At 38.2% G+C, this 25804-nt stretch carries 20 protein-coding genes and 1 tRNA gene; 16 read left to right on the forward strand and 5 right to left on the reverse strand.

Annotated features, from left to right (window positions below; genetic code table 11):
* Window positions 1-2 precede the first annotated feature (2 nt).
* Both trpB and trpA read left to right on the forward strand, forming a co-directional pair.
* Window positions 3-1187 carry a tryptophan synthase subunit beta gene (gene trpB / locus Ana3638_RS14695; RefSeq protein WP_161838702.1) on the forward strand — a complete coding sequence of 395 codons (1185 nt, stop codon included), beginning with the start codon at window positions 3-5 and terminating at the stop codon, window positions 1185-1187.
* Complete coding sequence (gene trpA, locus Ana3638_RS14700) at window positions 1180-1953, forward strand: tryptophan synthase subunit alpha (protein ID WP_161838703.1); 774 nt, start codon at window positions 1180-1182, stop codon at window positions 1951-1953. The genes trpB and trpA overlap by 8 nt, the downstream gene beginning before the upstream one ends.
* A gap of 262 nt (window positions 1954-2215) precedes the next feature.
* Here the strand turns inward: trpA and Ana3638_RS14705 are convergent, their stop codons facing one another.
* Window positions 2216-2551 carry a winged helix-turn-helix transcriptional regulator gene (locus Ana3638_RS14705; RefSeq protein ID WP_161838704.1) on the reverse strand — a complete coding sequence of 112 codons (336 nt, stop codon included), beginning with the start codon at window positions 2549-2551 and terminating at the stop codon, window positions 2216-2218.
* Between the two features lie 142 nt (window positions 2552-2693).
* Between Ana3638_RS14705 and Ana3638_RS14710 the strand changes: the two genes are divergently transcribed.
* Window positions 2694-3248: a pyruvate kinase alpha/beta domain-containing protein gene (locus Ana3638_RS14710; protein WP_161838705.1), complete on the forward strand. Its 555-nt coding sequence runs from the start codon at window positions 2694-2696 to the stop codon at window positions 3246-3248.
* Between the two features lie 430 nt (window positions 3249-3678).
* On the opposite strand, the gene Ana3638_RS14715 is transcribed toward Ana3638_RS14710, so the two are convergent.
* Window positions 3679-5355 carry a flavin monoamine oxidase family protein gene (locus Ana3638_RS14715; RefSeq protein WP_161838706.1) on the reverse strand — a complete coding sequence of 559 codons (1677 nt, stop codon included), beginning with the start codon at window positions 5353-5355 and terminating at the stop codon, window positions 3679-3681.
* 193 nt (window positions 5356-5548) lie between these two features.
* Here Ana3638_RS14715 and Ana3638_RS14720 point away from each other — a divergent pair, with 193 nt between their 5' ends.
* The 4 genes from Ana3638_RS14720 (at window position 5549) to Ana3638_RS14735 (ending at window position 9142) form a co-directional block, all read left to right on the forward strand.
* On the forward strand, window positions 5549-6130 hold the full coding sequence (locus tag Ana3638_RS14720; RefSeq protein ID WP_161838707.1) for a xanthine phosphoribosyltransferase: 582 nt from the start codon (window positions 5549-5551) through the stop codon (window positions 6128-6130).
* 430 nt (window positions 6131-6560) lie between these two features.
* Window positions 6561-7538 carry a DNA polymerase III subunit delta gene (gene holA / locus Ana3638_RS14725; RefSeq protein WP_161838708.1) on the forward strand — a complete coding sequence of 326 codons (978 nt, stop codon included), beginning with the start codon at window positions 6561-6563 and terminating at the stop codon, window positions 7536-7538.
* Between the two features lie 26 nt (window positions 7539-7564).
* Window positions 7565-7652, forward strand: a tRNA-Ser gene (locus Ana3638_RS14730).
* Window positions 7653-7888: 236 nt separating this feature from the next.
* The gene (locus tag Ana3638_RS14735) at window positions 7889-9142 is read left to right on the forward strand and encodes an MFS transporter (RefSeq protein WP_161838709.1); all 1254 of its coding nucleotides are present in this window, start codon (window positions 7889-7891) and stop codon (window positions 9140-9142) included.
* Between the two features lie 128 nt (window positions 9143-9270).
* Here the strand turns inward: Ana3638_RS14735 and Ana3638_RS14740 are convergent, their stop codons facing one another.
* Entirely contained in the window at window positions 9271-9864 is a 594-nt protein-coding gene (locus tag Ana3638_RS14740; protein WP_161838710.1) for a uracil-DNA glycosylase family protein, read from the reverse strand.
* A gap of 129 nt (window positions 9865-9993) precedes the next feature.
* The gene (locus tag Ana3638_RS14745; protein WP_161838711.1) at window positions 9994-10680 is read right to left on the reverse strand and encodes a YjjG family noncanonical pyrimidine nucleotidase; all 687 of its coding nucleotides are present in this window, start codon (window positions 10678-10680) and stop codon (window positions 9994-9996) included.
* A 416-nt stretch (window positions 10681-11096) separates the two neighbouring features.
* On the opposite strand from Ana3638_RS14745, the gene Ana3638_RS14750 reads away from it, so the two are divergent.
* From Ana3638_RS14750 to Ana3638_RS14790, 9 genes are all read left to right on the forward strand, one after another.
* Window positions 11097-15224 carry a DEAD/DEAH box helicase gene (locus Ana3638_RS14750; RefSeq protein WP_161838712.1) on the forward strand — a complete coding sequence of 1376 codons (4128 nt, stop codon included), beginning with the start codon at window positions 11097-11099 and terminating at the stop codon, window positions 15222-15224.
* A gap of 218 nt (window positions 15225-15442) precedes the next feature.
* On the forward strand, window positions 15443-16426 hold the full coding sequence (locus Ana3638_RS14755; protein ID WP_161838713.1) for a hypothetical protein: 984 nt from the start codon (window positions 15443-15445) through the stop codon (window positions 16424-16426).
* Window positions 16427-16588: 162 nt separating this feature from the next.
* Window positions 16589-17173: a nitroreductase family protein gene (locus tag Ana3638_RS14760; protein WP_161838714.1), complete on the forward strand. Its 585-nt coding sequence runs from the start codon at window positions 16589-16591 to the stop codon at window positions 17171-17173.
* Window positions 17174-17220: 47 nt separating this feature from the next.
* Complete coding sequence (locus Ana3638_RS14765; protein WP_161838715.1) at window positions 17221-17703, forward strand: GNAT family N-acetyltransferase; 483 nt, start codon at window positions 17221-17223, stop codon at window positions 17701-17703.
* Between the two features lie 82 nt (window positions 17704-17785).
* Entirely contained in the window at window positions 17786-18619 is an 834-nt protein-coding gene (locus tag Ana3638_RS14770) for an AraC family transcriptional regulator (protein WP_161838716.1), read from the forward strand.
* A gap of 219 nt (window positions 18620-18838) precedes the next feature.
* Complete coding sequence (locus Ana3638_RS14775) at window positions 18839-19903, forward strand: hypothetical protein (protein ID WP_161838717.1); 1065 nt, start codon at window positions 18839-18841, stop codon at window positions 19901-19903.
* 106 nt (window positions 19904-20009) lie between these two features.
* Window positions 20010-20882 carry an AraC family transcriptional regulator gene (locus tag Ana3638_RS14780; protein WP_161838718.1) on the forward strand — a complete coding sequence of 291 codons (873 nt, stop codon included), beginning with the start codon at window positions 20010-20012 and terminating at the stop codon, window positions 20880-20882.
* Between the two features lie 297 nt (window positions 20883-21179).
* A complete protein-coding gene (locus Ana3638_RS14785) occupies window positions 21180-22091 on the forward strand; it encodes a DUF362 domain-containing protein (RefSeq protein WP_161838719.1) in 912 nt (303 codons plus the stop codon).
* A gap of 327 nt (window positions 22092-22418) precedes the next feature.
* The gene (locus tag Ana3638_RS14790) at window positions 22419-24155 is read left to right on the forward strand and encodes an ABC transporter ATP-binding protein (protein ID WP_161838720.1); all 1737 of its coding nucleotides are present in this window, start codon (window positions 22419-22421) and stop codon (window positions 24153-24155) included.
* A gap of 197 nt (window positions 24156-24352) precedes the next feature.
* On the opposite strand, the gene Ana3638_RS14795 is transcribed toward Ana3638_RS14790, so the two are convergent.
* Window positions 24353-25774, reverse strand: coding sequence for a TolC family protein (locus tag Ana3638_RS14795; protein WP_161838721.1), 1422 nt, complete (start codon window positions 25772-25774; stop codon window positions 24353-24355).
* Between the last annotated feature and the right edge of the window lie 30 nt (window positions 25775-25804).

Consider the following 25804-nt stretch of genomic DNA (forward strand, 5'->3'; position numbering starts at 1 on the left):
AAATGAAAAAAGGAAGATTTGGGCAATACGGAGGTCAATATATACCGGAGACTTTAATGAATGCCGTGCAGGAAGTGGAAAAGGCTTATGAATATTATAAGAATGAACCTCAGTTTGTAGAAGAATTAAATGATTTATATAAAAATTATGCCGGCAGGCCTTCCCTCTTATATTTTGCAGAAAAAATGACTAAGGATTTAGGCGGTGCTAAGATTTATTTAAAAAGAGAGGATTTAAACCATACCGGGTCCCATAAAATCAATAACGTATTAGGGCAGGTACTTTTGGCAAAAAAAATGGGTAAAACTAGAGTAATTGCGGAAACAGGTGCAGGACAGCACGGAGTGGCAACAGCAACAGCAGCGGCGCTTATGGGAATGGAATGTGAAATTTTTATGGGTAAGGAGGATACGGACCGGCAGGCTTTAAATGTATTTCGAATGGAACTCCTTGGGGCGAAAGTTCATCCGGTTACCAGCGGTACCAAAACCTTAAAAGATGCGGTGAATGAAACCATGCGTGAGTGGACGAAACGAGTCGATGATACTTTGTATGTACTTGGATCGGTTATGGGACCTCATCCGTTTCCTACCATAGTAAGGGATTTTCAGAAAATTATCGGAAAAGAAATCAAAGAGCAGTTAAAAGAAAAAGAAGGCAGGTTACCCGATGTAGTAGTTGCCTGTGTCGGGGGCGGCAGTAATGCCATGGGAGCATTTTACGAATTTATAGAGGAAAATGGTGTAGAGCTAATTGGCTGTGAGGCAGCCGGCCTTGGAGTAGATAATCCGAAAAATGCAGCCACAATAGCCAATGGAAGCGAAGGAATCTTCCATGGAATGAAATCAATCTTCTGCCAGGATGAATACGGACAGATTGCGCCGGTTTATTCCATATCAGCAGGACTTGATTATCCGGGAATCGGGCCGGAACATGCCATGCTAAACGATATGGGGCGCGCCAAATATGTTCCGATTACCGACGAAGAAGCTGTCAGGGCTTTTGAATATCTGTCACGTACGGAGGGCATTATACCTGCGGTAGAAAGTGCCCATGCAGTGGCTTACGCCATGAAAGCCGCATCCGCTTATGATAAGGGTAAAATCATGGTTATTAATATATCCGGCCGTGGTGATAAGGATGTAGCAGCAATAGCCAGATACAGGGGGGTTAACATTTATGAGTAGAATCGGAAATGCATTTGATCATGGTAAGGCTTTTATCACTTTTGTTACCGGTGGAGATCCGGACCTTGAAACAACAGAAAAATTAATTTATGCCATGGAAGAAGCAGGGGCAGATTTGATTGAAATCGGAGTACCCTTTTCAGACCCGATAGCAGAGGGTATTGTTATTCAGGAAGCCAATGAAAGGGCACTATCGGCAGGTTGTACTACGGATAAGCTCTTTGAAATGGTAGCAAAAGTACGGCAAAAGGTCCAGGTACCGCTTGTCTTTTTAACGTATATCAACCCAATCTACACCTATGGCAAAGATAAATTTATGTCAAAATGTAAAGAGACCGGTATTGATGGAATTATTGTTCCTGATCTTCCTTATGAAGAAAAAGAAGAACTGGAACCGGATTGTTTAAAATATGGAATAGATTTAATATCACTGGTTGCACCTACTTCCAATGAGAGGATTAAAATGATTGCCGGACAGGCAAAAGGATTTATTTATTGTGTATCCTCCATGGGGGTAACCGGTGTCCGTTCAGAGATTAAGACGGATATTAACGCGATGATACAATTAGTCAGGGAATCAACTACAGTGCCCTGTGCCGTAGGTTTTGGTATATCTACTACGGAGCAGGCTGCTAAGTTTGCCGCCTTGTCAGACGGTGCGATTGTAGGTAGTGCGATTGTAAAAATCGTTGCACAGTACGGCAAATACAGTGAAAAACCTGTCTATGAATACGTAAGATCTATGAAAAAAGCAATTAGCAGCTGACAACAAATAGCAGCTAGTTCCGTAGATGGAATACGCAGTCTTTGTTGTGATATTCAAAAGGGCCATATACTTTAATGAGGACTCAGACTTCAAAACTTTGATTTAAACCTCTCATTTGATATTAGTAGATCAAGTGAGAGGTTTAAATTTGGGTTATAAAACAGCTAAAACCCATAATGTCGTTGCATGCTGCTTAAATAATCCAATAATGTTTTATGATCCAAGTTTTAAAACTGTGCCTCAATAATAAACTTTGAGATTTTTATTCCTGTATATTCTCAGCCATATAATCCATCCCCCATTGATTCATCGAAAATAATACGGGCATAAATGATTTGCCAAATGCCGTTAATGAGTACTCTACTTTCGGAGGTATCTGATAGTATTCTTGTCGTAATATTAAACCATCACGTTCCATTTCCTTAAGTTGCTGTGCCAGCATTTTTCGGGTGGTATTCGGAAACAGGCGTATTAATTCGTTGAATCGTAACGTTTTATTCGATAGTTCCCATAGAAGTACTGCTTTCCATTTACCGCCGATCAGTTCTATCGTCAGTTCAACAGGACAACGGTATACTTTATCTCGAAAAGTAATCATTTTTATCATCTCCATTTGAATGCTTGGTTCCACCCGGTTCCCATATAGGTACTGAGGTACTTATAAGTGCGTACTTGTTCCAGCGATATCAGTATTATATCATAATTATTGGAAACAAAAAACAAAAATAGCGGAGGTTTTTATGAAAAAAGAAATTACCTATTACGAATCTACAAAACAAGATCATACACTTGAAACATTTACACTAGTAGAACAGAAAATAGCAGAAACTGGGGTAAAAAAAGTCATTCTTGCTTCTACAACAGGCCGTACTGCTTTACAGGCCATGGAATATTTTGCCGATAAAGGAATTTCACTGATTATCATCCCTCATCAATATGGTTTTTCCAGTGATACCAATCGGTTTCCCTCTGATACAGTAAAAACCCTACGAGAAAATGGTCATGAAGTACATTTTGGTACAATGCTTTTCCATACCGATAAGTTGTATGGGTCTAATGCTCCTACTATTATAGCAGACTTCCTTCGATGCTTCAGTGAAGGAGTAAAAGTTTGCTATGAAATCACACTAATGGCTGCAGATGGCGGTTTTGTAAAAAGTGGTGAATCTGTGATCGCAATCGCAGGAACCGGAATAAATTCCGATACCGCACTTCTATTGCAGGCATCAACTACCAGAAATATTAAAAAACTTCGTGTTAATGAAATTATCTGCAAACCATATAACAACCAATGAAAAAAGCAGTTAAAACTGCTTATGCAGCTCCACAGATCAATAGCTCCGTGTAAATTGGTTAAGATTTGCTATATATTATAATTTATTAAAAGGTCACAACAGTCGTAATGAAGTGACCTTTTATATATATCATATAAAATTTTGTGTTGGCTTGACTTATTCTATAAAATAAACTTACGCTAAGAAGTTTACCTAAATAATTTCTGCTGTATCACTTTTTGGAAAGATGTATTTGAATCATAAGACCGCTTAAAAACAAGAATTAGGACTTTCTTTCTGCTTTTTATATTAAAAAAACTGCACCACAGCCTTGGCAGGCCATCGCGCAGCGATTTTGATCAACTTATATAGGTTTGCTTTTATATACATAGTAGTTACATGAAATGCTTTTATACTTAATATTCCAATTCGATATCAATCCTAATTAATATTATCTCAGATTCATTGCAAGTGTATTGGCCGACAGCATCCCGCTGTATAAGGAACCTTGCATCCAACCATGTTTTACAGAGGTATGTTCTCCAGCAAAAAAAAGATGGTTATCATATTCCGGCTGCAGCATCGTAAGTCCAAAATTTATCTTCTGACCGGGAAGATTCATGGCAAAAGCCCCTCGAAACCACTGTTGCTGATTCCAATCCACAATTCTGTAATTTTCCACAATAGAATCTAAGAAATTCTCCGACAGTCCATGTACTTCCTCCACATTTCTCTTAATTAACTGAAACCGTCGTTCATTGCTTTGATTAGCAACGCGTATGGAATCCTGATTCAAATTATAGGAGGAAATTAATACCCCTGGTTCAAGAGGTGAGCAAAAGGAAGGTTCTGGACATTGAATATGATCGGAGGGATATACAATGGACTGGATTGGCAGATCAGTAAAGGAAATACCTCCATTCATATTACCATATGCCGCATCTTCCTCCCAAAAACGGTGATTACAGAAAAAGGCAGCCTTGAGGGAATCACTGTAAAACAATTCCCGGATAGCCTGCATCTTCTGGTTACTGAAAAAGGGTTTTATATCAATCACTCGTAAGGTGGAAAATGGGATAGCACAGATAACATAATCAAATTCTTCATATACATCTTTCAGGGATGTATTATTATATCTTAAAATAACTTTGTTATCCGTGGAATTCTGATAAATGCCGGTTATGATATGTCCAAAGTTGATATTAACTTTTCCAAGCATTTCCGGAGCAATATCATATTCTCTCGGATTGGGTGAGGTAAGGGAATGATAAAAAGCAAGAGGGAGGTTTATCATTCCACCTGCTATTCGGTAAGTATTCAGAAAATCCAGGGAATATAACTCCTGCAAGGATTCAGCATAGCTAATATTAAGGAGTCCTCCGGTCAGGGGGTCTACACTGGCAATTAAATTTATGGCATCCTGACTCAAACCACGGCTTTCTAATATTTCTCTTATGCTGTTATTCGTATAGACGGAATACTCAGGTGAATATTCGGGTAAAATCTGCAGCAGTTCCCTCCGTATTTCCGGTGACAGACTAAGTAAAACAGAATTAAATGCATAATCATCTAATTCTGACCATGGCAGAGATTTTTCATATTCTGTAAGATTAAATAAAGGATATAAATATTCCGTTATATTTTTTCCTTCATAGTCTCTTCGTATTCTGGTATTATGAACGTATATAAAATTGTTGGGAAAAGGTGAAGTTATCGGAACGGTATTCAGGTGTAACAGATTTATGTAATGCCAGGTTGTACCATGGGATAAGGGAATTCTCATCGGGCCAAATTCTCCATAATATCGTCTGTTCTGATTAAAATAATACGTATATACCCTGCCTCCGATTCGGTCTTCCATGGCATCATATATGGTAATCTCTGCGCCAAGTTTTCTTAATTCAAATGCAGCAGATAATCCTGCCAGGCCTGCACCTATTACACCTATTTTAATGTTTTTATGCTCTCCTGCAGTTGCATAGGAAGTAATATCAGGTGGGGGATTCAGTAGTTCAAGTACATTTTCAAAATCTTCTGGACGGTGTGCATTAATAAAAGCGTTTCTCAGGATATCATATCTTTCCGAATCACTTGGATTCGTCAGATAACTTACCGGTTGATCGGACATATTAGGATACCTTTCATTTAGTTCTCTTGTTGTAAATGTATTGTCTGAATTAAGAAAGTATACTTGTGTTAAGACTATTCAGAGGAATAAAGTTTATAAATAACTTAAAAAAAATTGTAATCATCAGAGGAATCATGTATAATCAAAAACGAGTTGATTTTTACATAACAGTTATTAAAGAAAGGTTACTAAGATGAAATTATTACAGGAAAGAATAGTTAGAGACGGCAATGTAAAAAGTGGAAATGTACTAAAAGTAGATAATTTTTTAAACCATCAAATGGATATTGAATTATTTAATGAAATAGGAAAAGAATTTAAACGAATTTTTAGTGATCTAAAAATCACAAAGATATTAACGATAGAAGCCTCCGGGATTGGTATCGCCTGTATTACGGCACAATATTTTAAGGTACCCGTTGTTTTTGCGAAGAAAGCACAAAGTATCAACATCGATGGAGAAGTTTATTCTACAAAAATAGAATCTTTTACTCACAAAAAAACTTATGATGTAATTGTTTCTAAGAAATTTATAAGTCCGGAAGATAAGGTGTTAATCATTGATGATTTTTTGGCCAACGGCTGTGCCCTGGCTGGTTTAATTGATTTGGTCAGAAGTGCGAGTGCAAGTGTGGAAGGAATCGGTATTGTGATAGAAAAAGGATTTCAAAACGGTGGAGAAATGATACGTTCCATGGGTGTCAGATTAGAATCCTTAGCTATTATAGAAAGTATGAATGCGGAAAACGGAAGTATTATTTTCAGGGATGAATAGTAAATAGTAAAAGAATCCGTACAGCTTATCTCATTTTATCTGTTTGAATCCCTTTACTATATCAAGTTTATGAAAAAACGTTGGGAGTGTAAGGAAGTTTCCCAATTTATATAATTGTAATCAATTTGCTTAATCCTTTGCTTAATCCAGATATTTTTTTGTATCAGTCTTTAAATTTTTGTATAGTCTTTAAATTTTTGTATAGTATTTTAATTTTTTACTTGCTTATTTTACTATTTCTTAGTAAAATAGATGTGCTGTTAAAAGTATTGGTTTTGTATGCAGGAGTAAGTATGAATCGTCTCACGGAAGACATGTAAGCCAAAGTCTCGGATACGAGACTAGAGAAGAATAGCAGAAGACGTTATTCTTCTGGAGTTGTGCCTGCGGTTCAAAGTTTGCAGGTTATAAGAAAGGTATGGTTATTAATATGAAAAATATTAAAGAGCATATCAGACAGAATCAGTTTAAACCGGTGTATTTGCTGTATGGATCAGAAAGTTATCTTAAGAAATTATATAAAGATAAGTTAAAGACAGCTATACTGGGAGAAAGCGATGAAATGAATTACTCCTATTTTGAAGGCAAAGGTGCGGAAGTTCCCAAAATAATCGCAGCAGCCGATACATTGCCTTTTTTCAGCGATAGAAGATTGATTATCATTGAAAACAGCGGTTTATTTAAAAATCAGAATAACCTGGCTGATTATATAAAATCCATTCCGGAAACCACCCATATAGTATTTGTGGAAACGGAAATTGATAAAAGGAACCGCTTATTTAAGGCTGTTAAAGATGCAGGTTCCATATCGGAAATGAACGGTATGGATGAAAATAATTTGAAGCTGTGGATTACTTCTTTACTGGATAAGGAAAAAAAGAAAATTACAGGTGACAACATTCTGTATTTATTAAGTAAGACTGGAACCGACATGGAAAATATCCAGAACGAAGTGGAAAAATTAATCTGTTATGCTATGGACAGAGCGGTAATTACCTCTGAAGATATCGATGCTGTCTGTACAACCCAAATCAGCGGCAAGATATTTTTAATGATTGATGCCATTGGAAGCAGAAAACAGAAACAGGCTTTGGATTTATATTATGACTTGTTAGCTTTAAAAGAAAAACCCATGTCAATCTTATTTTTAATTACCAGACAGTTTAATATACTGATTCAGGTAAAGGATTTGGCTGCTTTAGGTTACAATAACACCATAATCAGCCAGAAAACAGGCCTGATGCCTTTTACTATCGGCAAGTATCTGGGCCAGGGTAAGAATTTTACCATGAAGACCTTGAAAGAAGCCCTGCAAAGCTGTGCGGAGATCGAGGAATTGATTAAAACCGGACGGTTAATGGATACGATTGGTGTAGAACTTCTGATTGTTAAGTACAGTGCCGCATAAACAATAGCATAAATTAATAATAATCTGGAGAAGTACCCAAGTGGTTGAAGGGTCCGCACTCGAAATGCGGTAGGTCGGGCAACCGGCGCATGGGTTCAAATCCCATCTTCTCCGTCAATCAAAATGAAACAAAAGGATTTGAGCCATTACGGTTTAAGTCTTTTTGTTTTTGTGGCATTTATCCTATCCTGATCGTTCTTTTTATATACTTAAAAAACGGGGCGCACAAAAAGAGTACATTTCGCCAAGGATATACTTTCCCGTCGAACATACCGGCCTAAATTTAATTTAATACAAACAATGACAGCGTGTCAGCTTTCTGGCACTTTGTTCTTTTCATAGGAGGAGACATGAAAAATTTTTTATTAAAACACCATTTATTGCGTACACTTGTCGAGTTACGAGGTAATCCACGGGCTTGTGTTTACACAGAACCGATGTGGGGGTTATCCATGAACCTATGTCTGCCATATGCCACGGTTTACATGCTGACATTTGGTATGAGTGACGTACAAGTGGGATTGGTGACTTCTATTTATATGTTTTCCCAAATGGTTTTTGCTTTTCTTTCCGGAATTATCGTAGATAAGATGGGGCGCAGGCTGAGCACCATGGTATTTGATTTCCTGGCATGGAGCTTACCATGTCTGATTTGGGCATCCAGTCAGGGCTTCTGGTTCTTCGCCGTAGCGGCACTGTTAAACGGTACAATGAAGATAACTACGGTATCCTGGGATTGTCTGCTGGTAGAGGATGCGCCAAGGGATAAAATAACTCAAATCTACTCTTGGGTCATCATCTGTGGGAATCTCTCAGCAATCTTCGCACCGATATCTTCAATTTTAGTTGCGAAGCTGACATTGACACCGGCTATAAGAATACTCTACATCAATGCTTTTGTTATCATGACGGCAAAACTGCTTATATTATATAAGTTTTCCAAAGAAACAGCTGTTGGTAAAATCAGGCAGGAAGCGGCCCGAAAAATGTCATGGGGGGAGATGTTATCCGGCTACAAAGTTGCAATACGAATGATATTTACCTCGCGCGGGACGATATTTGCTATAATAATCAGTATATTGGTTGAGATTGTAGGAATGATTGGGATGACTTTCTGGCAAATTATTGCATCCCGCCGAATTGGGGTCCCGGATACGTTACTGCCCATCTTCCCAATGGTACGGAGTATATTATCTATCCTGCTTTTCTTTACAGTTATCTCTCATATTAAGCAATCGAAGTTAAAATGGCCGTTATTTGGTGGTTTTCTCAGTGCCATCATTGGCTGCTTATTGCTGATAACCATATCAAACACCGGGGTATGGGGGTATGTAATCTTATTCGTTTCGTTATTGTTTGAAGCATTGGGTTCAGCCGTATTAAACACACTCAGGGAGTCACTGGTAGCCATACATGTTAATCCGAATGAACGTTCAGGAATTATGGCCCTACTTCAGACAACAGTTATGTTGGTGAGTGTACCCTTTGGTTACATAGGCGGACTACTTAGTGATATTTCGAGGGTATTGCCCTTTGTTCTAAGTATTGCCCTGCTGCTGTCAGGTATTTTGGCTACCTCTATATTTTACCGAGGTAAAAACTAAACAATGGAAGCAGTGGTAGCCTTTCGTTTTTCCTTTTCACAAAATATCTGTTAAACATAAACTATTTTCTGAATATTGAGTGAGACACATGTCTGCATTGGCAATCACTCATGAAATTGATACAACAGTTACTTAATGAGTACTGCCATTGCAGCTATGTCATGAGAGGCCATTTCAAATTTTGATTTTTCTATCAAAATGTTTCCGCCGGTCATAATGTATGACGGCATAACTCTAATGCTGCCATAATATATTTCGGTACCCCGGAGTTTGTACGTAGATATTGACGGAACAATGTTTTTCTTAAGGGATTTTTTGGTTATCATATTAAAAGACTTTTTTGCTACATCACCCATTAACAGAATGACTTTGACATTGGAAAATAAATTTATTTCTTTCTCCAAAAACGGTAAGCTGTTCTCAATGCTGCTTTTTTCTATGGTATATTCATATTTTGGACTTTTAACGGCATTAGTAATATAAACACCCATCTCCAATATATCACTGATAGAGGATATGGGGAGTCCGGCTTTCTGAAATAATGGAATCGTAGTTTTTAAATAGTCTGCATCATCGTCTCCATAGAAGTCTTGATTAGGATCTTCAGGAACAACTTCGTTAATCATAATTGCCTGGATTTTTTCCGGATTTATTTCCAGATCATTAAATCTTAAATTAGTTTGAGTGGTAACAAGCTTTCGTAACTCCTCTTTAATATTCATTATTATCCTCCTATTTTTTAAACAAGGTATGATAAGGTTATACTATCATATTAAACCTGACAATAGCATGTCAACATATAAACGAATGTTAAAAATACTCTCAAAAAAAATATAGGAATCGCTGCCCGTTTATAACTCACATATTTTATAAAGTTCGTGTAAATCCGAAATAACATAAGTGCTTTTTATATCTTCAGACCCAGCCTGTGATTTTTTATTAAACCAGCAGGTATCTATATCCGCAAGAATTCCCCCTTTGATATCAGTATTAAGGGAATCCCCGATAATAAGGGAATCCTTCCGGTCAAAATCTGTAATATGGCCGGTAACATAATCAAAAAATTCTTTCTGAGGTTTTTGATAACCTATACTTTCGGAAGTAAAAATATCTTCAAACAAATCATATAATCGACTCTGTTTTAATCGTTTTACCTGAGTAATGGTAACACCGTTGGTTACAACAAAGTTCCGGTGGGTTTTCGACAGGGTATGGCACACCTCTAAGGCACCGTCTATCAGCTGATGTCCGTTACCTAGAAGTTCCCGGTAATGACTTTCCCATTCGCTGCCGTCAACCGTTTTACCAAGTTTGCCCATGGTCTTTGAAAATCTTGTATTTAATACTTCTTTTAATGGTATGATACCATTTTCATAAGCAGTCCATAATTGTTTGTTCACGGAATGGTACAGAGTAAAGATTTCATTGGTAAATGTAATACCTTGGCCGGTGAATAGTTTATATAAAGAATCGGCTTCATTCGCAGCAAAGTCTAAGAGGGTATCGTCTAAATCAAAGAGTAGTATTTTATATTTCATGCGTATTCCTTTCCAATAATTTATTGAAGTATTTTATAGTTCTGTAATTTCTGCTATTATAACATGATTTAGATAATAAGGAAATGATAACGGGATTAATTGGGTTTGGAATATTTTTTGCTTATACTACTAAATACTATGTTGATTTTTAAAATGTAACATCACACCGTAAAGCCATAAGTAGAATCATTAAAGTAAAAGTGCTGCTCTTTGGAGATTTCTAAGAACAGCACTTTATTATTTTTACAAACAGTGAGATTAAATAAATGACATTATATTGAAAGTACTTTTGAAGTTTTCGTATATATGTTATACTAAAAACTAAGTTGATTGTTCGAAATGATAAATATTAGTGTAGGAGCAGTTGTGTCGGGATAAAGAAAAGAAAAAAATAAACCTGACAGGAGGATAATTTTATGGAATCAGATTCTCTAAAGCTTTTTAGTCAGTATACAAGTGATTGGTTTACCAACTCCCTTGGGGGCCCCACAGCGGTACAAAAGGCAGCCTGGCCCGCCATAGCAGGCGGTGGGGATACTCTGGTATCGGCACCTACCGGAACAGGAAAGACACTGTCAGCCTTTCTGGTATTTATCGACAGGCTGAAAGCACAGGCCAGGGAAGGTACTTTAAAGCAGGAACTGCAGCTAATCTATGTATCCCCGTTAAAAGCTCTGGCAGGAGATATCCGCGAAAATCTGCGGCGCCCTTTGGCAGGAATAAAAAATGAGGAACGGAAACAAGAAGGTAAAGAACCGACGGATTTGGATATTGCCATCCGGACCGGTGATACACCCCAGAACGAACGGCGCAGGATGATAAAAACTCCGCCTCATATACTAATTACCACACCGGAATCTTTATACCTGATGCTGACCGGCAAAACAGGACAGGTTATCCTGCAAACGGCACGCTATATAATCATAGATGAACTCCATGCACTGATCGACTCCAAAAGGGGAGCTCACTTAATGCTTTCCATTGCCAGGCTGGACAAGCTATGTCAAAATAAGCTGCAAAGAATCGGACTTTCAGCAACCATTGAACCGTTAAGCCGTGCCGCCGAATATTTATCCCCGGATCCCGTGACTCTTGTAGCCCCGAAGATGGAGAAAGAGATAAAATTTATCATAACCAGTCCTTTCGCTGAGAAAAAGCCATTAAGCCGGGACCCGATCTGGCAGGAACTTGCCGGTACCGTCTATGCTTACTGTAAAGATACGAAAAGTGTCATCGCATTTGTGGAGGGCCGGATGTATGCAGAAAAACTGGCCTACTATGTTAACCAGTTAGGAGGAGAGGGTTTTGCAAGAACCCACCATGGAAGCTTATCCAAAGAGCAGCGCTTTGAAGTGGAGCAGTCGCTTCGAAACGGGGAATTGCGCTTATTGTGTGCCACTTCCTCCATGGAACTTGGAATTGATGTAGGCGATATCGATCAGGTATTTCAGATTGGCTGTCCCCGATCCATTTCCAGTACCCTGCAGAGATTGGGCCGTGCCGGACATAATCCCGGACGTGTCAGTGTAATGCATATGTTTCCGCGGGCGGCAGCAGAAAGTTTGTATTGCGGAATGACTGCAGAAACAGCAAGAAATGGGGGAGTGGAGTACTCCCATCCCCCCAGACTATGTCTTGATGTATTGGCCCAGCATTTGGTGTCCATGTCGGTTAACGGCGGATACGGCTTGGATGAAGTTATGGAACTTTTGCCCCGTGCTTATCCTTTCCGGGAGGTAACCAGGGAGGATGTACACGATGTATTATGTATGCTGGCCGGGGATTATGAACATGACCGTGATATACCGGTCCGGCCCAGGCTTCTTTATGACAGAATACATGGATATGCAGAAGGAGATACTTACAGCCGGATGCTGGCGGTATCCACAGGAGGTACCATACCGGACAAGGGTTTGTATAACGTAAAAACTGAAAACGGAGTAAAACTTGGTGAACTGGATGAAGAATTTGTTTATGAGTCCAGAATCGGGGACCGGTTCTTATTGGGTACTTTTGCCTGGAAAATTGCAAGTGTACAAAAAGATACGGTTATCGTTTCCCCTGCAGCGGTTTCCGGTGCCAGACTGCCGTTCTGGAAAGGAGAAATAAAAGGCCGGAGTATGCAGACCGGTATTGCCTTTGGAAAGATCTTTAACAAATTAGAGATTGCTTATAGGTCTCATGAGCTTGAAAATGAATTAAAAAGACTTGGACTTGATGAGGAAGCAGCGTCTGATGCCGGAGATTATATAAAACGTCAGATAGAAGCGACCGGAGGACTGCCGGATAATTCCACTATCATCATTGAACATTTTAAGGATGAAACTGGTTATCAGATGATGGTACACTCCGTATTTGGGCGACAGATAAACAGTCCTCTTGCAATTCTTGCAGGGGAAGCTGCCAGAAATGAATTGAACATGAATATTAATTACGTGGATGATGATGACGGTTTTTTGCTGCTGCCCTATGGGGATGAAGCAGTTCCGGAAGGACTGCTATACCGGATACGTCCGGATTCGGCAAAATCCACACTTGCAGCACTTCTTCCGGCCACACCATTGTTTAACATGAACTTTCGCTACAATTCCGCCAGGGCATTGATGATGGGAGTTAGAAAAGCCGGACGTCAGCCTTTATGGGTGCAGCGGATTCGAAGTGCAGAAATGCTGGATTCCCTGGTCAAAGTGGAGAAACATCCGTTAATTAGGGAAACGAAGCGGGAGTGTCTGGAGGATTATTGGGATCTGCCGGGAGTTGAGAGGGTTTTACAAGGAATACAGGCCGGTACTATCCAAATCCGGGAAATGTATCTGGAAACACCGTCTCCTATGTCAATGCTTTTACGGCAGCAGACGGAAGCCTCCATGATGTACGATTATGCACCAACCCCTGTTGGCATCCAGGTTGCGGCGAAAGAAGCGTTAGAACAGGCACAGGTTACAGTACCGGAACCGGAAGTGCTGGCTAAGGTATCTGAGCGGAAAAAGCTTCCGGAAGATGAAAAGCAGCTCCATTCTCTGTTAATGGCAGAAGGGGATTTGATTGCCGGGGAACTTGCGGTACCTATCGAATGGCTGGTTAGTCTGGTAAAACAGGGGAAAGCCATGTATATTGAACCGGGTTTATGGATAGCAGCAGAACATAAAGACAGATACCATGCCGCATTGGAAGAAGGAGATAAGAATTCCAGGATGTTCATTGTCCGCAAGGTTTTAAGATATCGGGGAGTATTTACGGCTGAACAAATCGGTGAACGTTACTTCTGGACGGAAGAAACTGCAAGGGAGGTACTGAATGATCTTTCCCAGCAAAAACTGGTTATAGAAAGGGAAGGCCTATATTATCATGGGGAACTGTATGACCGTGCACAAAGAGAAACGGTTAAACAACGGCGCATACAGGTTAAAACCCTGCCGTCGGAAAGTTATGCCGCTTTTTTTGCAAACCGTATTTACAGAATGGGACCGCCTTTGGAACAGTTAAAAAATGCCCTGCCTGTACTTTGTGATCAGTCATATCCTGCTGCTATGTGGGAGAATATAATTTTTCCAGCCAGAGTTATAGGATACAGAGCAGAGCTGTTGGATACCCTCCTTTCACAAGGAATCGTATTCTGGAAAATTTCTGCGGATGGAGGGCTTAGTTTTCATTTGTATGACGATATCGATTGGGATGCTGACTTATCGAGTGTTGCGGCTTCTTTGGACGGAGATGAGAAAATCCTGTATGAAGCCTTATTAAAACGGGGTGCCAGCTTTATGCAAAGACTTTCCCCGCTTATAGAGGGAGGTTCTCCATACAATAGTCTGCTTACTCTTGCTGAAAAAGGACTCGTTTTTGCAGACAGTTTTCTGCCGGTACGCATGTGGCAAATGAAAGACAAAATGGAGAAAGCTTCCCCAAGGCAAAGAGTCAGCGCCAGGAGTAAAGCGCTCACAACCGGAAGATGGGAAGTATTAAGGCCTATAAAACAGTTAACCATGGAACAGCAGTTGGAGCGGGTATTTGACCGTGCGGTCCTTATATGCCGTGAAACAGCAAAAGATATTAATTGGACGGCAGCACTGGAAGTATTGCGTGTATGGGAGTATACCGGTCGTGTACGGAGAGGATATTTTATTGAAGGCCTTTCCGGCATGCAGTATATTAGAGAAAAAGATTATGGTGGAACAATCCTGGCATTGGAACAACCTGTGAATCAAATTGTATGGCTTACAGCAGCAGACCCGGCGCAACCTTGGGGAAAGATACTGCCTCATAAACCGGAGAGGGCTTTTATCAATGTAATTGGAACTGCGGTAGCCTTACGTGCGGGTATACCAATAGCCGTATTCGAAAAACAGGGTAAAGTGCTCCGGATTTTTGAGGAAGAATTTTTGTCAGAGGCTCTTATTGAATTTACCCGTTATTTTTCAGAACGCCGGCTGTTTCCGGTGCTTAACCGGATAACCGTAAAACAATATCCCGAGGGAGCAGCAAGAGTCCTGTCGGAGGCAGGATTTATCAGGGAAATGCAGGACTATACCTTGTACCGCAAATAATATCTAATATAATTATAATAATATTACAAATATTACCTATGTTAACTGATGAGCGTTTTGCCCAATACGGATATTACTTGACGTTCCGTATTTAAAATTTAAATCGGTTATGGAACCCATAATTATATTTGGCATATATTATATTGACAAATTACGCTATGAATTGACAGAATTCCTTGGTGTATAAATATGCCAATATATTATAAAGGAGAGTTATTATGGGAAATATAGCTTTACAGATAGAACGTACACTTTTAGGAAATATAGGTCCTTCGGAAAATGTTATATTTGATTTGGTGTCACATTCCACAGGAGATATAGACTACGATAATACAACGGGTGTCATTACTTTCAATGAGGCGGGAAGATATGTGGTAAATTGGTTCGTTGTAACACAATCATCCAGTTATGCAAATGGTGTGGTACTTGTACTGACATCTTCCGAGGGAGACCTTATAACAGGTAATTCAAACATGAAATCAGGTCAGGTGATGGGTATCGGAATCATTGAAATTACAACGGTTCCGGCCACACTCTCCTTAATAAATGCAGCTACGGGAAATTATTATTATTCCGACCAGATTCCAATTAAAGCATCACTGGCTGTAACAAGGGATGATATAACAGAACCTGCAAATATGTACTGTTTTGCAGTCGATCAGCTTATCAATATACTTTCCCAGATGATTACGACGTATGGAACCAATACATGGACAATATATTCAGAGTCACTTGCTTCTTACTCAGGTGTACCGCTTGATTTATATACTGCACCGGGTGCACAGAAACCGGGTCTTTTACGATTAATGGATGCTAATAATGACTTTGAAATAATACCGATTGAAAACATTACCGTTATTTATCCCGGAGATGGAACGGTATATAATCCTGGGTTTACCTACCTGACTCCGCCGGATCCCCTGCCGGTAAGCTGCTACTCAGATTTGTTTGCAGCGATTCAATCCTATCTCACCATCGGTACACCGGTAGAAATGAGACTTGGTCCGACAATTTCAGCCTCCGGTGATGTTTACCGTAACGAATTTGGAGTCGTGGTTCTTTCCGATGCGGACGGGAATACACCAATTTTTATTGCTTCGCCCAAAATTCTCAGGATTTTTATAACCGGGACTCCGCCTGTTTTAAAACAGCCTGATGGCAGCAAAAAACCAAAGGTTGAAATTATAAAAAATATAAGCTAAATGAATCAGGGGATGTTGTAACATCCCCTCAAATATGAATACAAAGGAATTTTTAACAAACAAAGGAACATTGCGATAATTTTGTTTTATGTTTAGTAATGTAAATAATAACTATTCGTTGTAAAAACCATCTTTCCAAAAAAGATAAAAGGAGTGATAAAAATGATTAAGAATGAAGTAGTAAACTGTATTCTTGCCAGGAGAAGTACACGTAAATTCACAGAACAGCAGATAAAAGAGGAGCAGCTGGAAACATTGCTGGAGGCTGCCAGATGGGCACCAAGCGGAAGTAACAGCCAAAGCTGGCTGTTTACTGCAATCCAGAATAAAGACATCCTTCTAAAAATCAATGAACTGGTACGGGAAGGGTTTCAGCACTGGATTCCGGATGACGATTATCCCGGAAAACTTGGGGCCAAAGCAAGTTCGAGCCGGGAAGATTATAATTTTTACTATCATGCTCCGACCCTTATAATAGCCACTAACCGTCCTAATTATGAAAATGCTATGGCAGACTGTGCCCTTGCCCTTGAGAATATTTTTCTGGCTGCTCAATCACTGGGTTTAGGCAGCTGTTATATTAACCATCTGCATTGGCTGCGAAATGACCAGGAGCTTCGTAACTATTTGTCGGAACTCGGAATTCCCAAAGAACATACTATCTGTTCTTCGGCTGCGATTGGATATATCGGAAAGGAATCAAACACACCTTTACGTAAGGACGGTACCATCCATATAATCAGATAAAATAATCTTGATAAAAATTAAATAATTCATACTGCGGAGGAAATAACATGATTTGCTACAGAATAGCTGATATGGATGATATTGATATGTTGACTGGATTACGTTTATCAATGTTAAACGCAGATGGGGATTTAACTGCAGAAAACATAGAAAAACTTGGGATAAATACAAAACAATACATGATAAATGGATATAAAGAAAAGAGCTATATGGTCCTGGTTGCTGAAATAAACAGAGAGATCATTGCTATGAGCGGGGTTACCTTTTATACTTTACCACCAAATGACTGGTGCCCCAATGGTAAGACAGCTTACATAGGTAACATATACACTTTACCGGAATATCGCAGAAACGGTATAGCCTCCAAACTATTATCACTGACGGTAGATGAGGCAAAAAAAACAGGCTGTGAGAGAATACAGCTCCATGGGACGGATATGGGCAGGCCAATATATGAGAAATACGGTTTTGAGGATTCCATAACTTCCATGGCGTATTATCCCTTTGGTAAAACAGGCAGTAAACACTGATATATAATCCGTTATTTTCTGTATGGTAAATGACGGGCATATGAAATTAAAACTCTTTATACTATATCCAGGAGGTGAAGCAATGGATTGGGTTGATAGAATGAATAGTGCGATAGACTATGTGGAAAATAATCTGAATAATGATATAGATTATGAACAGATCAGTAAGATAATGGGGTGTCCTATTTCCGTATTTCAGCGTTCTTTTACACAAATTACAGGCATACCCTTATCGGAATATATCCGAAACAGAAAACTTACCTGTGCGGCTTATGATCTGCAAAATTCGGAGGAGAAAGTAATAGATATCGCCATGAAATACGGTTATGAATCAGCCGATGCATTCAGTGTCGCTTTTAAGCGGATGCATGGTATTATGCCTATTATGGCCAGAAAACCGGATGTTAAACTGACATTCTATTGCCGGCTGCACTTCGAACTTACTATAAAGGGGGTTTATAAAATGAATTACACAAAAGTAAATCGGGAACCGTTTAAGGTAATCGGCCGAAGAAGGACGACTCCATATGGAGGGGGTACTTGGGCAATTGTTAAAAGTGACGGCAGCGCAGAATTTATGAAAGAGTTAAGCGGGCACTTATGCGATTTAGGATTATGTTTTGGCTTTGGTGAAGACGGCAGTAATGATTATATGTGCGGTATTGAATGGGAGAAAGAGGATATTCCCGGATATGAAAGTTATGTATATCCTGACGCTACCTGGCTTATATTTGAAGCAAAAGGAGCAATATCGGATAATATCCTTGGAAGTACCTGGCATCGAATCAACCAGGAATTTCTTCCTCAAAGCAAATATAAGAAGTCTGGGTTACCTACCATTGAAAAATATGTGGAATGGGATGACGCTGCGGATACCTGTAAGGTTGAAATCCGGATACCTGTAGTTATTAAATAGGCTGACAGAATAGGCAGCAAAACAGTTTAACCACAGACATGAGTCGGTATATGTCTTAAATAAACGGTCGTATAAATAAAGAATACCTCCGTTTATTTTTTTTAACCAAAAGGAGCATTAGAAAGCTGATATATTAAAGTTTAAATTTTTTGTTTTATTATATGGAATTATATGGTAATATGAATTTATGTGTATTTATTATGTTGTGTGGAGGATATCATGGAATTTCAAAATTTAGAACAAAGAATCATACATATGTATTTGGATACTTTCCCCGAATTTGTCCCCGTATATGATAAAACCGTATCCGAGCAGGCGCAAAAACAGTTTTATGATTTTATGAAAGATATTTACCGGATTTTGTACGATGACCCTGGTTTATTGTTTACAAGCACTCATGCTGACGATGCCCATACTAACCGGTTTAATAAAAGTGCGGATAAAAAACCGGAATTAACGAATCAGATGAGACGTATCAGTAAAAAAATAGAGGATTTTCTGGCTGTTTTATTTACTATAGGTAATAAGGGGAGCTTGGATAAAAACAGACTTGTTGCCTGGAATGAATTGAAAATCAATAAAAATCATCTTAATATTCTGAATTCATTAGGATTAAAGTATGGGGTGGAGGATAACCGTAAGGTCTTTATCCATGAGGAATACGGGGATTTATTTTATGGGTGGAAATTGCTTACGGACAAACCGGGGGCATCCTTACTATCCTTTTCAAGATGTATGTATAACTCTAAGTACTCCTATGCATGTGACATATATAAACGTCTTTGCGGAAAGGAAGAGGCCTTTGAGAAGCTCATTAACTTCCTGGAGGAAAATGGATATATTCGTATTGATAACAGGGATAATCAGATAGCACTTGATTATGTAAAAAATTACGATTCCAAGGAGCAGCCTGTGAAAGATGCATGGGCTGAACGTACTCACGGCGGAATCTCTGCAAAATATGATCCCTTTATATGGCAGCCGGTATATTTCTGCCTGCGTCTGCCAAAAACGAAAGAAGTTCTGTCTGCTTTTAAATCCATGGAGGAGGAACTTCAGGATTTCATTATAAAATATAATAAAAAATGTGATAATTGCGGTTACTGTACCCAGACTGACAAGACAGGTACACGAAAGCCTAATTATATTACCGTTAACAAGGGTAAGGATTATAACTTATGCCTTTTATTTCCGGGTTTTAATTACTGTTTTACGGATATTCAAGAGGAAGTGGCGGATAGTATGATACGGTGTCTTTCCTTTATTGATAAAGTATTGAAATAAAATTAACAGTTGGTGAAGTAGTGCTTAATCTAGCAGTTTTGTGCAATTATTGCAAGGTATTTGGAGTACATTATTGTTATACTTTATTGGAAAGGAGGAGATACAAGTGAAATGGCTTGAAAACATGAATAATGCGATTGATTATATTGAAAATAACCTTCAGGAGAAAATGGATTACGAAAAAGTGGCACAGGCAGCCTGCTGTTCGGTCTATCATTTTCAGCGAATGTTTTCCTTTATGACAAATATTCCGTTATCTGAATATGTTAGACGAAGAAAGATGACATTGGCTGCATTTGAGCTTCAGAACAGTGACATCAAAATAATAGATCTGGCACTGAAGTACGGCTACGATTCACCGGAATCCTTTACCAGGGCATTTCAATTATTACATGGCATTACCCCTACGACGGCCCGCAAGTTAGGTACGAGTATAAAAGCCTATCCACGTATTTCCTTTCAAATAACAATTAAAGGAGATAGCGAAATGAATTACCGAGTTGTACAAAAACAAGCATTCCAGGTATATGGTATTGAAAGGATTTTCGATACAAAGGATGGAGAAAACTTAAAAGAAATACCGAAATTCTGGACGGAACTTATGGACAAGGGAGAATATGATAAGTTAGCTAAGTCAGCGAATTATCCCAGTTCCCTTAACGCCGTATGCGGATACAGAGAAATGAACGGAACGAAATTTCCGTATATGGTTTGCAGTTTAAAAACTCCCCTTTCTGACACAACGGATTATACGGTTGTGGATGTTCCGGCTGCAACCTGGGCGATATTTGTAAATGAACCTCATGGCATAGAGGATACATCCAAGGAAACACAAGCTTTGATAGCAAGGGTTTATACCGACTGGCTTCCAACGTCTAACTATGATTTGATTCCCGGATATGAGTTTGAAATGTATTATGATACTTTTGACGGAAAATGTTATGAAGAAGCCTGGTATAGGGTCATTCCGAAAAGGTAAATACTGTACCAACACTGGTGTATATAAGACATGTGAATCTAATAACAAGAAATGAATAAAAAAAGGCTGTTGTAAAATTTATCTATTTTATTACTTGCATTTATACAAGTTCAATAAAATTATTAATTTACGGCAGCCTTTTTGCTTGTATAAAAGCAGGGGCAAAAAGACACGAAAACTGTAAAAAAACATATTATAGTAATGTAGGCATAAATATATGAGCTTAACATAACAGTTTTATTATTGATATCAGAAATTTAGATATAATTAATTATTTTAACGTATGGGAGGTTTTAAATGTATAAGTCGGTTCCTATACCAGTACATGTGGAAGAAAAAATGAAAAGATCCTTAAGAAAAATGGATTCAGAACCAACCGTTGGTATTGGACTAGGCAGTGAACATGATAAAGTGACGAGAACCGCCATTTTAAATGCAGGAGGACTTGAGGGTTTCATAAAAGCAAATGATACGGTAGTAATTAAGCCAAACCTGGTAAAACCATCCTTGCCGAACGAGGCAGTAACTACTGATTACAGAGTTGTACAAGAAGTAGTTAATATGGTTAAGGAATGTGGTGCCGGTAAAATTATTATTGCAGAAGCATCCCCTTTTGGAGATGAGTTTGAGCCGGCAAAATTTAATAAAATATCCGGTGCAAAATTATTTAACATGGACGAGTGTAAGGAGGATGAATGTTACAGGCTAAAACCGGAGGGCAGCTTAACAAATGAGGATCTGCTTATTCCTAAAATATACATGGATGCAGATATTGTAATTAGTGTAGCAAAATTAAAGACCCATACCGAAGCCGGTGTTACCTTAAGCCTTAAAAATTCTATTGGGGTCCCTCCAACCGGTTTTTATGGAACAGGAACAAAGCTTAACCTGCATCTATGGGGGCTTGAAAAAGCTATCGTTGATATTAATAAAATTAGGAAACCGGATTTTGCGGTAATTGACGGCATTATAGGCGGTGAGGGAGACGGTCCCTTATGGGTTCGCCCGGTCCAATCCAATATTGTTTTTGCCGGAGTTGACCCGGTTGCAGTAGATACCGCGGCCCTGGATTTTATGGGATTTTCCTTAGAGGAAGTACCGCATGTAAAACTTGCGTCTAAAGAAGGTCTGGGGATAGCAGACTTAACAAAAATTAAAATAAACGGAGCCGATTTAACTGTTAAGAAAATGAAATTCCAGAGATATTAAGGATACGGTTATAGCACGTCTTGCAGTTTCCGTTTTGAAATTACTAAAATTAAGTGTACATGATTTTGATTATAATGCTCTTGTTACAATCGGAAGTGTTGGATAGCAGGGAAAAAATATTTATAATTAAAAAAGTTCTTAACTTAAGTTATAAAATGATATAAAATAAATACGATTATATGTATCGCTTAGACGGCAGTCTGAAAGCCATATAATAAAATTTTCTCAGAAAGGGTGTATCACATGAAAAAAACAATAAAAGCAAATATGAATAAAGTTTGGAGGGCGACTATAATTTAACCCTCCGATATTATGGAGGAGATTTTAATGCATTCTCGTTTCAAAAAATTTATATCTTATTACAGGCCATATCTGGGTTTATTGTCCGCAGACCTGGCGTGTGCTTTTATCGTATCGGCTATTACACTGATACTCCCTCTTTGCACCAGATATATTACTAAAAATGTATTAGAGGGTAATTTAACGGATGGCGGTAATCGGATTTATATGGTCGGCAGTTTGATGCTTGTCCTGGTACTTATCCATACGGTTTGCAATATGTTCATTTCTTATCAGGGGCATATGATGGGAGCATTGATGGAAAGTGATATGCGTATCGAATTATTTGACCATTACCAAAAATTATCTTTTCGCTTTTATGATGAACAGAAAACCGGCCAGTTAATGACCAGAATTACAAACGATATATTATCTTTAACAGAATTGTATCATCATGGACCGGAAGATATAGTCATATCAATTTTAAAGTTTGTCGGCGCTTTTATCATTTTAATCAATATTAATGTTAGTCTGACTATACTGGTCTTTTTATTTTTGCCTGTTATGGCGGTCTTTGGTTTTTATTTAAATAAAAAAATGAATATTGCCTTAAGAACCAGTAAAGACAGAATTGGTGATATCAATGCCCAGGTTGAAGATACTTTATCCGGTATCCGGGTAGTGAAATCATTTGCCAATGAAGAAATAGAGAAAAAGAAATTTGCATATCAGAATAAACGTTTTGTTGAAAGCAGAAGGGAAAGTTATAAATTTGAGACTTACTTTTATGAAGGCCTGTATGCTTTTACTCAACTAATAACAATTGCGGTCATTATTTTTGGAGGAGCAGCGATTATTAAAGCATCTTTGGATTTGGCGGATCTGCTTACCTATTTATTATGTATCGGTAACCTGACGGAACCAATTCAGAGGCTGATAAATTTTGCCAGACTTTACCAGGAGGGGATTACCGGTTTTGACCGTTTTATGGATATATTGGAGGTTGAATCGGATGTTAAAGACAAAACCGATGCATGTGAGCTGGACCAGGCTGAGGGAAATTTAGAATTTAATAACGTTTCCTTTAAATATAAAGATAATTATAATTATGTATTAAAAAACATTAACCTGGACATTAAAGTGGGAGATTATGTGGCTTTGGTTGGTTCATCCGGAGTAGGGAAAACTACTCTTTGTTCCTTAATTCCCCGTTTTTATGAAGTGAATGAAGGAGAAATTAAGTTAGATGGTATCAACATCAGAGATATACAGCTGAAATCGTTAAGAAAGTACATCGGTATTGTGGAACAGGATGTATATTTATTTGCCGGAACCATAGCAGAAAACATCAGTTACGGCAAACCTGGTGCAAGTCTTGCGGAAATCATGGAAGCGGCAAAGAAGGCAAATGCCCATGAGTTTATAATGGAATTACCAGATGGATACGATACCGATATCGGACAGAGAGGTGTTAAGTTATCAGGAGGACAGAAGCAAAGACTTTGTATTGCACGGGTATTTCTTAAAAATCCGCCTGTTCTTATTTTTGATGAGGCCACAAGTGCTTTGGACAATGAAAGTGAAAAGGCAGTACAGGATTCCCTGGAGAAGTTAATTAAAAACCGGACTACGCTTGTCATTGCCCATCGTCTTTCTACTGTTAGAAATGCGAAGAAAATTATCGTATTAACGGATAATGGAGTTGAAGAACAGGGAACCCATGAAGAATTATTAGAACTTAATAATGTTTATGCTCATTTATATAATATGCAATTTAATATATAGAGCTATAGCCGTTATTAAGGTAAATATTTAGCGGGTGGTAGCTGTGTACAAAAAAATATAAAAAATTGAGAGGCTTTTGTAAAATCTCAAACGGCTTAATTTGTCTGATACAAATTTTAGTTTATGAATTTTGCAGAAGCCTCTTTGGGAGTAATTATGCTGAATTAAAAAAAATAAAAAATGTCTTGTACTGTCCTTTAATTAATTAAATAACCCTGTTCTGCCATGTTATAAGCGGAGGCAGCCGCGGCAAATTCATATTGTTTTTGCTTAAAGGTAAGCTGAGCCTGAAGATAAGCGTCATCTTTTGCTGCTAAATCTTCTTTACTTAACACTCCCAAATCGTATTGCATATGACTTTGTTTATTTAAGCTTTCTGTATGAGTTAACTGTTCCTCCAATAAATCTACGGAATCACCTAAAAGTTCAAAATCATGATAATTATTATAGTAAGTATTTTCCGCAGCAGTCATTACTTTTTTTAGATTTATTTCATATTCCTCCAATTTATATTTTTCATTGCGGATTTCATTTTCGGAGCCGTCATATTCGTCTTCCAGGTCATCAATATAATCTTTTTGATTATCACATAACATTTTCTGGTAATTAATTTCAACACCGTCCTTAAGTACTTCATTTAAACCGTCCTGGTAAGAAGGCAGTGTTATTTCATTAAGAGAAATGTCTTCTAATTTAACCTTTGTACCGGTTGGATAACCCATTAAAACTTTTAGTTCATTCATTAGTTGGTCTTGTTGGTTTCGTAACGAATCCAGATTATTTTTTGCATAAAGATAAGTTTCTTCCGTACTTTTTACATTACTCACCTGTGTCAGGCCTAATTGCAATTTAAGATTTTCATTATAAAAGGCTAATTCAGTTAAGGAGAGTGTACTCTCTTTTTTGATTATTTCTAAATCAAGGCTTAAAATCTGAATATATATTTTTTCCAAATTATATTTTAATTTCTCTTCCGTAATAGCCTTGTTCTCTTCTTGTAAATCAATATTATTTCTTATGGAATCTATGTTTGCTTCTAATGAATTTTCGTTATCATTTAATGACCCTATATTGTTAGTCAGGGAGTTTATGGTTTGGTTAAGCTGAGAAATCCGTATATCAAAATCAATAAGTCGGTTTATATATTCATCGGTGGACAAGGGAGGAGTCAGAGGAGCCTCCTGATCGGCGATAAAAGCTGCTTTTTCATTTTCCAAATCAGTTAACTTTGCTTTTAAATCCTCCAGATTTTCGCCATAATCCTCCTGTGAATCCTCCAGATTCTCTAAATCTTCCCTGGAGGATCTGAGTTGGTAATATAAATTATTCAGATTATTTTCCAATAATTCTAAATCCGTATTTTCTTCTAATAATCTCTCTTTCGCATCTGTTAAGGTTAATATAATCTCCGAATCCGGATTGGATTCACCAGCTGCATAAGCAACGGTTGCTGCTAATGTTACTGAAAGGCTTGCTGCTGTTGTAACAAGGCCAAGGGCGATGGATGCGGTTAAAATTTTCTTACATAAGTACATGATATCAATCCTTTCTTTCAGATTTGTTTTCCAATTATAGCATTGAAGTTTTATAGATGTCCATTCCTTTACTAAAAACTTCATACTAACTTCATATTGTCCATGTATAATGGT

Origin of the sequence: Anaerocolumna sedimenticola (assembly GCF_009931695.1) — a bacterium.
Lineage (GTDB): Bacteria > Bacillota > Clostridia > Lachnospirales > Lachnospiraceae > Anaerocolumna > Anaerocolumna sedimenticola.

Coding starts and splice junctions, on each gene's coding strand:
- trpB (WP_161838702.1), top strand. CDS start 3: ATGAAAAAAGGAAGATTTGGGCAATACGGAGGTCAATATATACCGGAG.
- trpA (WP_161838703.1), top strand. CDS start 1,180: ATGAGTAGAATCGGAAATGCATTTGATCATGGTAAGGCTTTTATCACT.
- Ana3638_RS14705 (WP_161838704.1), bottom strand. CDS start 2,551: ATGATTACTTTTCGAGATAAAGTATACCGTTGTCCTGTTGAACTGACG.
- Ana3638_RS14710 (WP_161838705.1), top strand. CDS start 2,694: ATGAAAAAAGAAATTACCTATTACGAATCTACAAAACAAGATCATACA.
- Ana3638_RS14715 (WP_161838706.1), bottom strand. CDS start 5,355: ATGTCCGATCAACCGGTAAGTTATCTGACGAATCCAAGTGATTCGGAA.
- Ana3638_RS14720 (WP_161838707.1), top strand. CDS start 5,549: ATGAAATTATTACAGGAAAGAATAGTTAGAGACGGCAATGTAAAAAGT.
- holA (WP_161838708.1), top strand. CDS start 6,561: ATGAAAAATATTAAAGAGCATATCAGACAGAATCAGTTTAAACCGGTG.
- Ana3638_RS14735 (WP_161838709.1), top strand. CDS start 7,889: ATGAAAAATTTTTTATTAAAACACCATTTATTGCGTACACTTGTCGAG.
- Ana3638_RS14740 (WP_161838710.1), bottom strand. CDS start 9,864: ATGAATATTAAAGAGGAGTTACGAAAGCTTGTTACCACTCAAACTAAT.
- Ana3638_RS14745 (WP_161838711.1), bottom strand. CDS start 10,680: ATGAAATATAAAATACTACTCTTTGATTTAGACGATACCCTCTTAGAC.
- Ana3638_RS14750 (WP_161838712.1), top strand. CDS start 11,097: ATGGAATCAGATTCTCTAAAGCTTTTTAGTCAGTATACAAGTGATTGG.
- Ana3638_RS14755 (WP_161838713.1), top strand. CDS start 15,443: ATGGGAAATATAGCTTTACAGATAGAACGTACACTTTTAGGAAATATA.
- Ana3638_RS14760 (WP_161838714.1), top strand. CDS start 16,589: ATGATTAAGAATGAAGTAGTAAACTGTATTCTTGCCAGGAGAAGTACA.
- Ana3638_RS14765 (WP_161838715.1), top strand. CDS start 17,221: ATGATTTGCTACAGAATAGCTGATATGGATGATATTGATATGTTGACT.
- Ana3638_RS14770 (WP_161838716.1), top strand. CDS start 17,786: ATGGATTGGGTTGATAGAATGAATAGTGCGATAGACTATGTGGAAAAT.
- Ana3638_RS14775 (WP_161838717.1), top strand. CDS start 18,839: ATGGAATTTCAAAATTTAGAACAAAGAATCATACATATGTATTTGGAT.
- Ana3638_RS14785 (WP_161838719.1), top strand. CDS start 21,180: ATGTATAAGTCGGTTCCTATACCAGTACATGTGGAAGAAAAAATGAAA.
- Ana3638_RS14790 (WP_161838720.1), top strand. CDS start 22,419: ATGCATTCTCGTTTCAAAAAATTTATATCTTATTACAGGCCATATCTG.
- Ana3638_RS14795 (WP_161838721.1), bottom strand. CDS start 25,774: ATGAAGTTTTTAGTAAAGGAATGGACATCTATAAAACTTCAATGCTAT.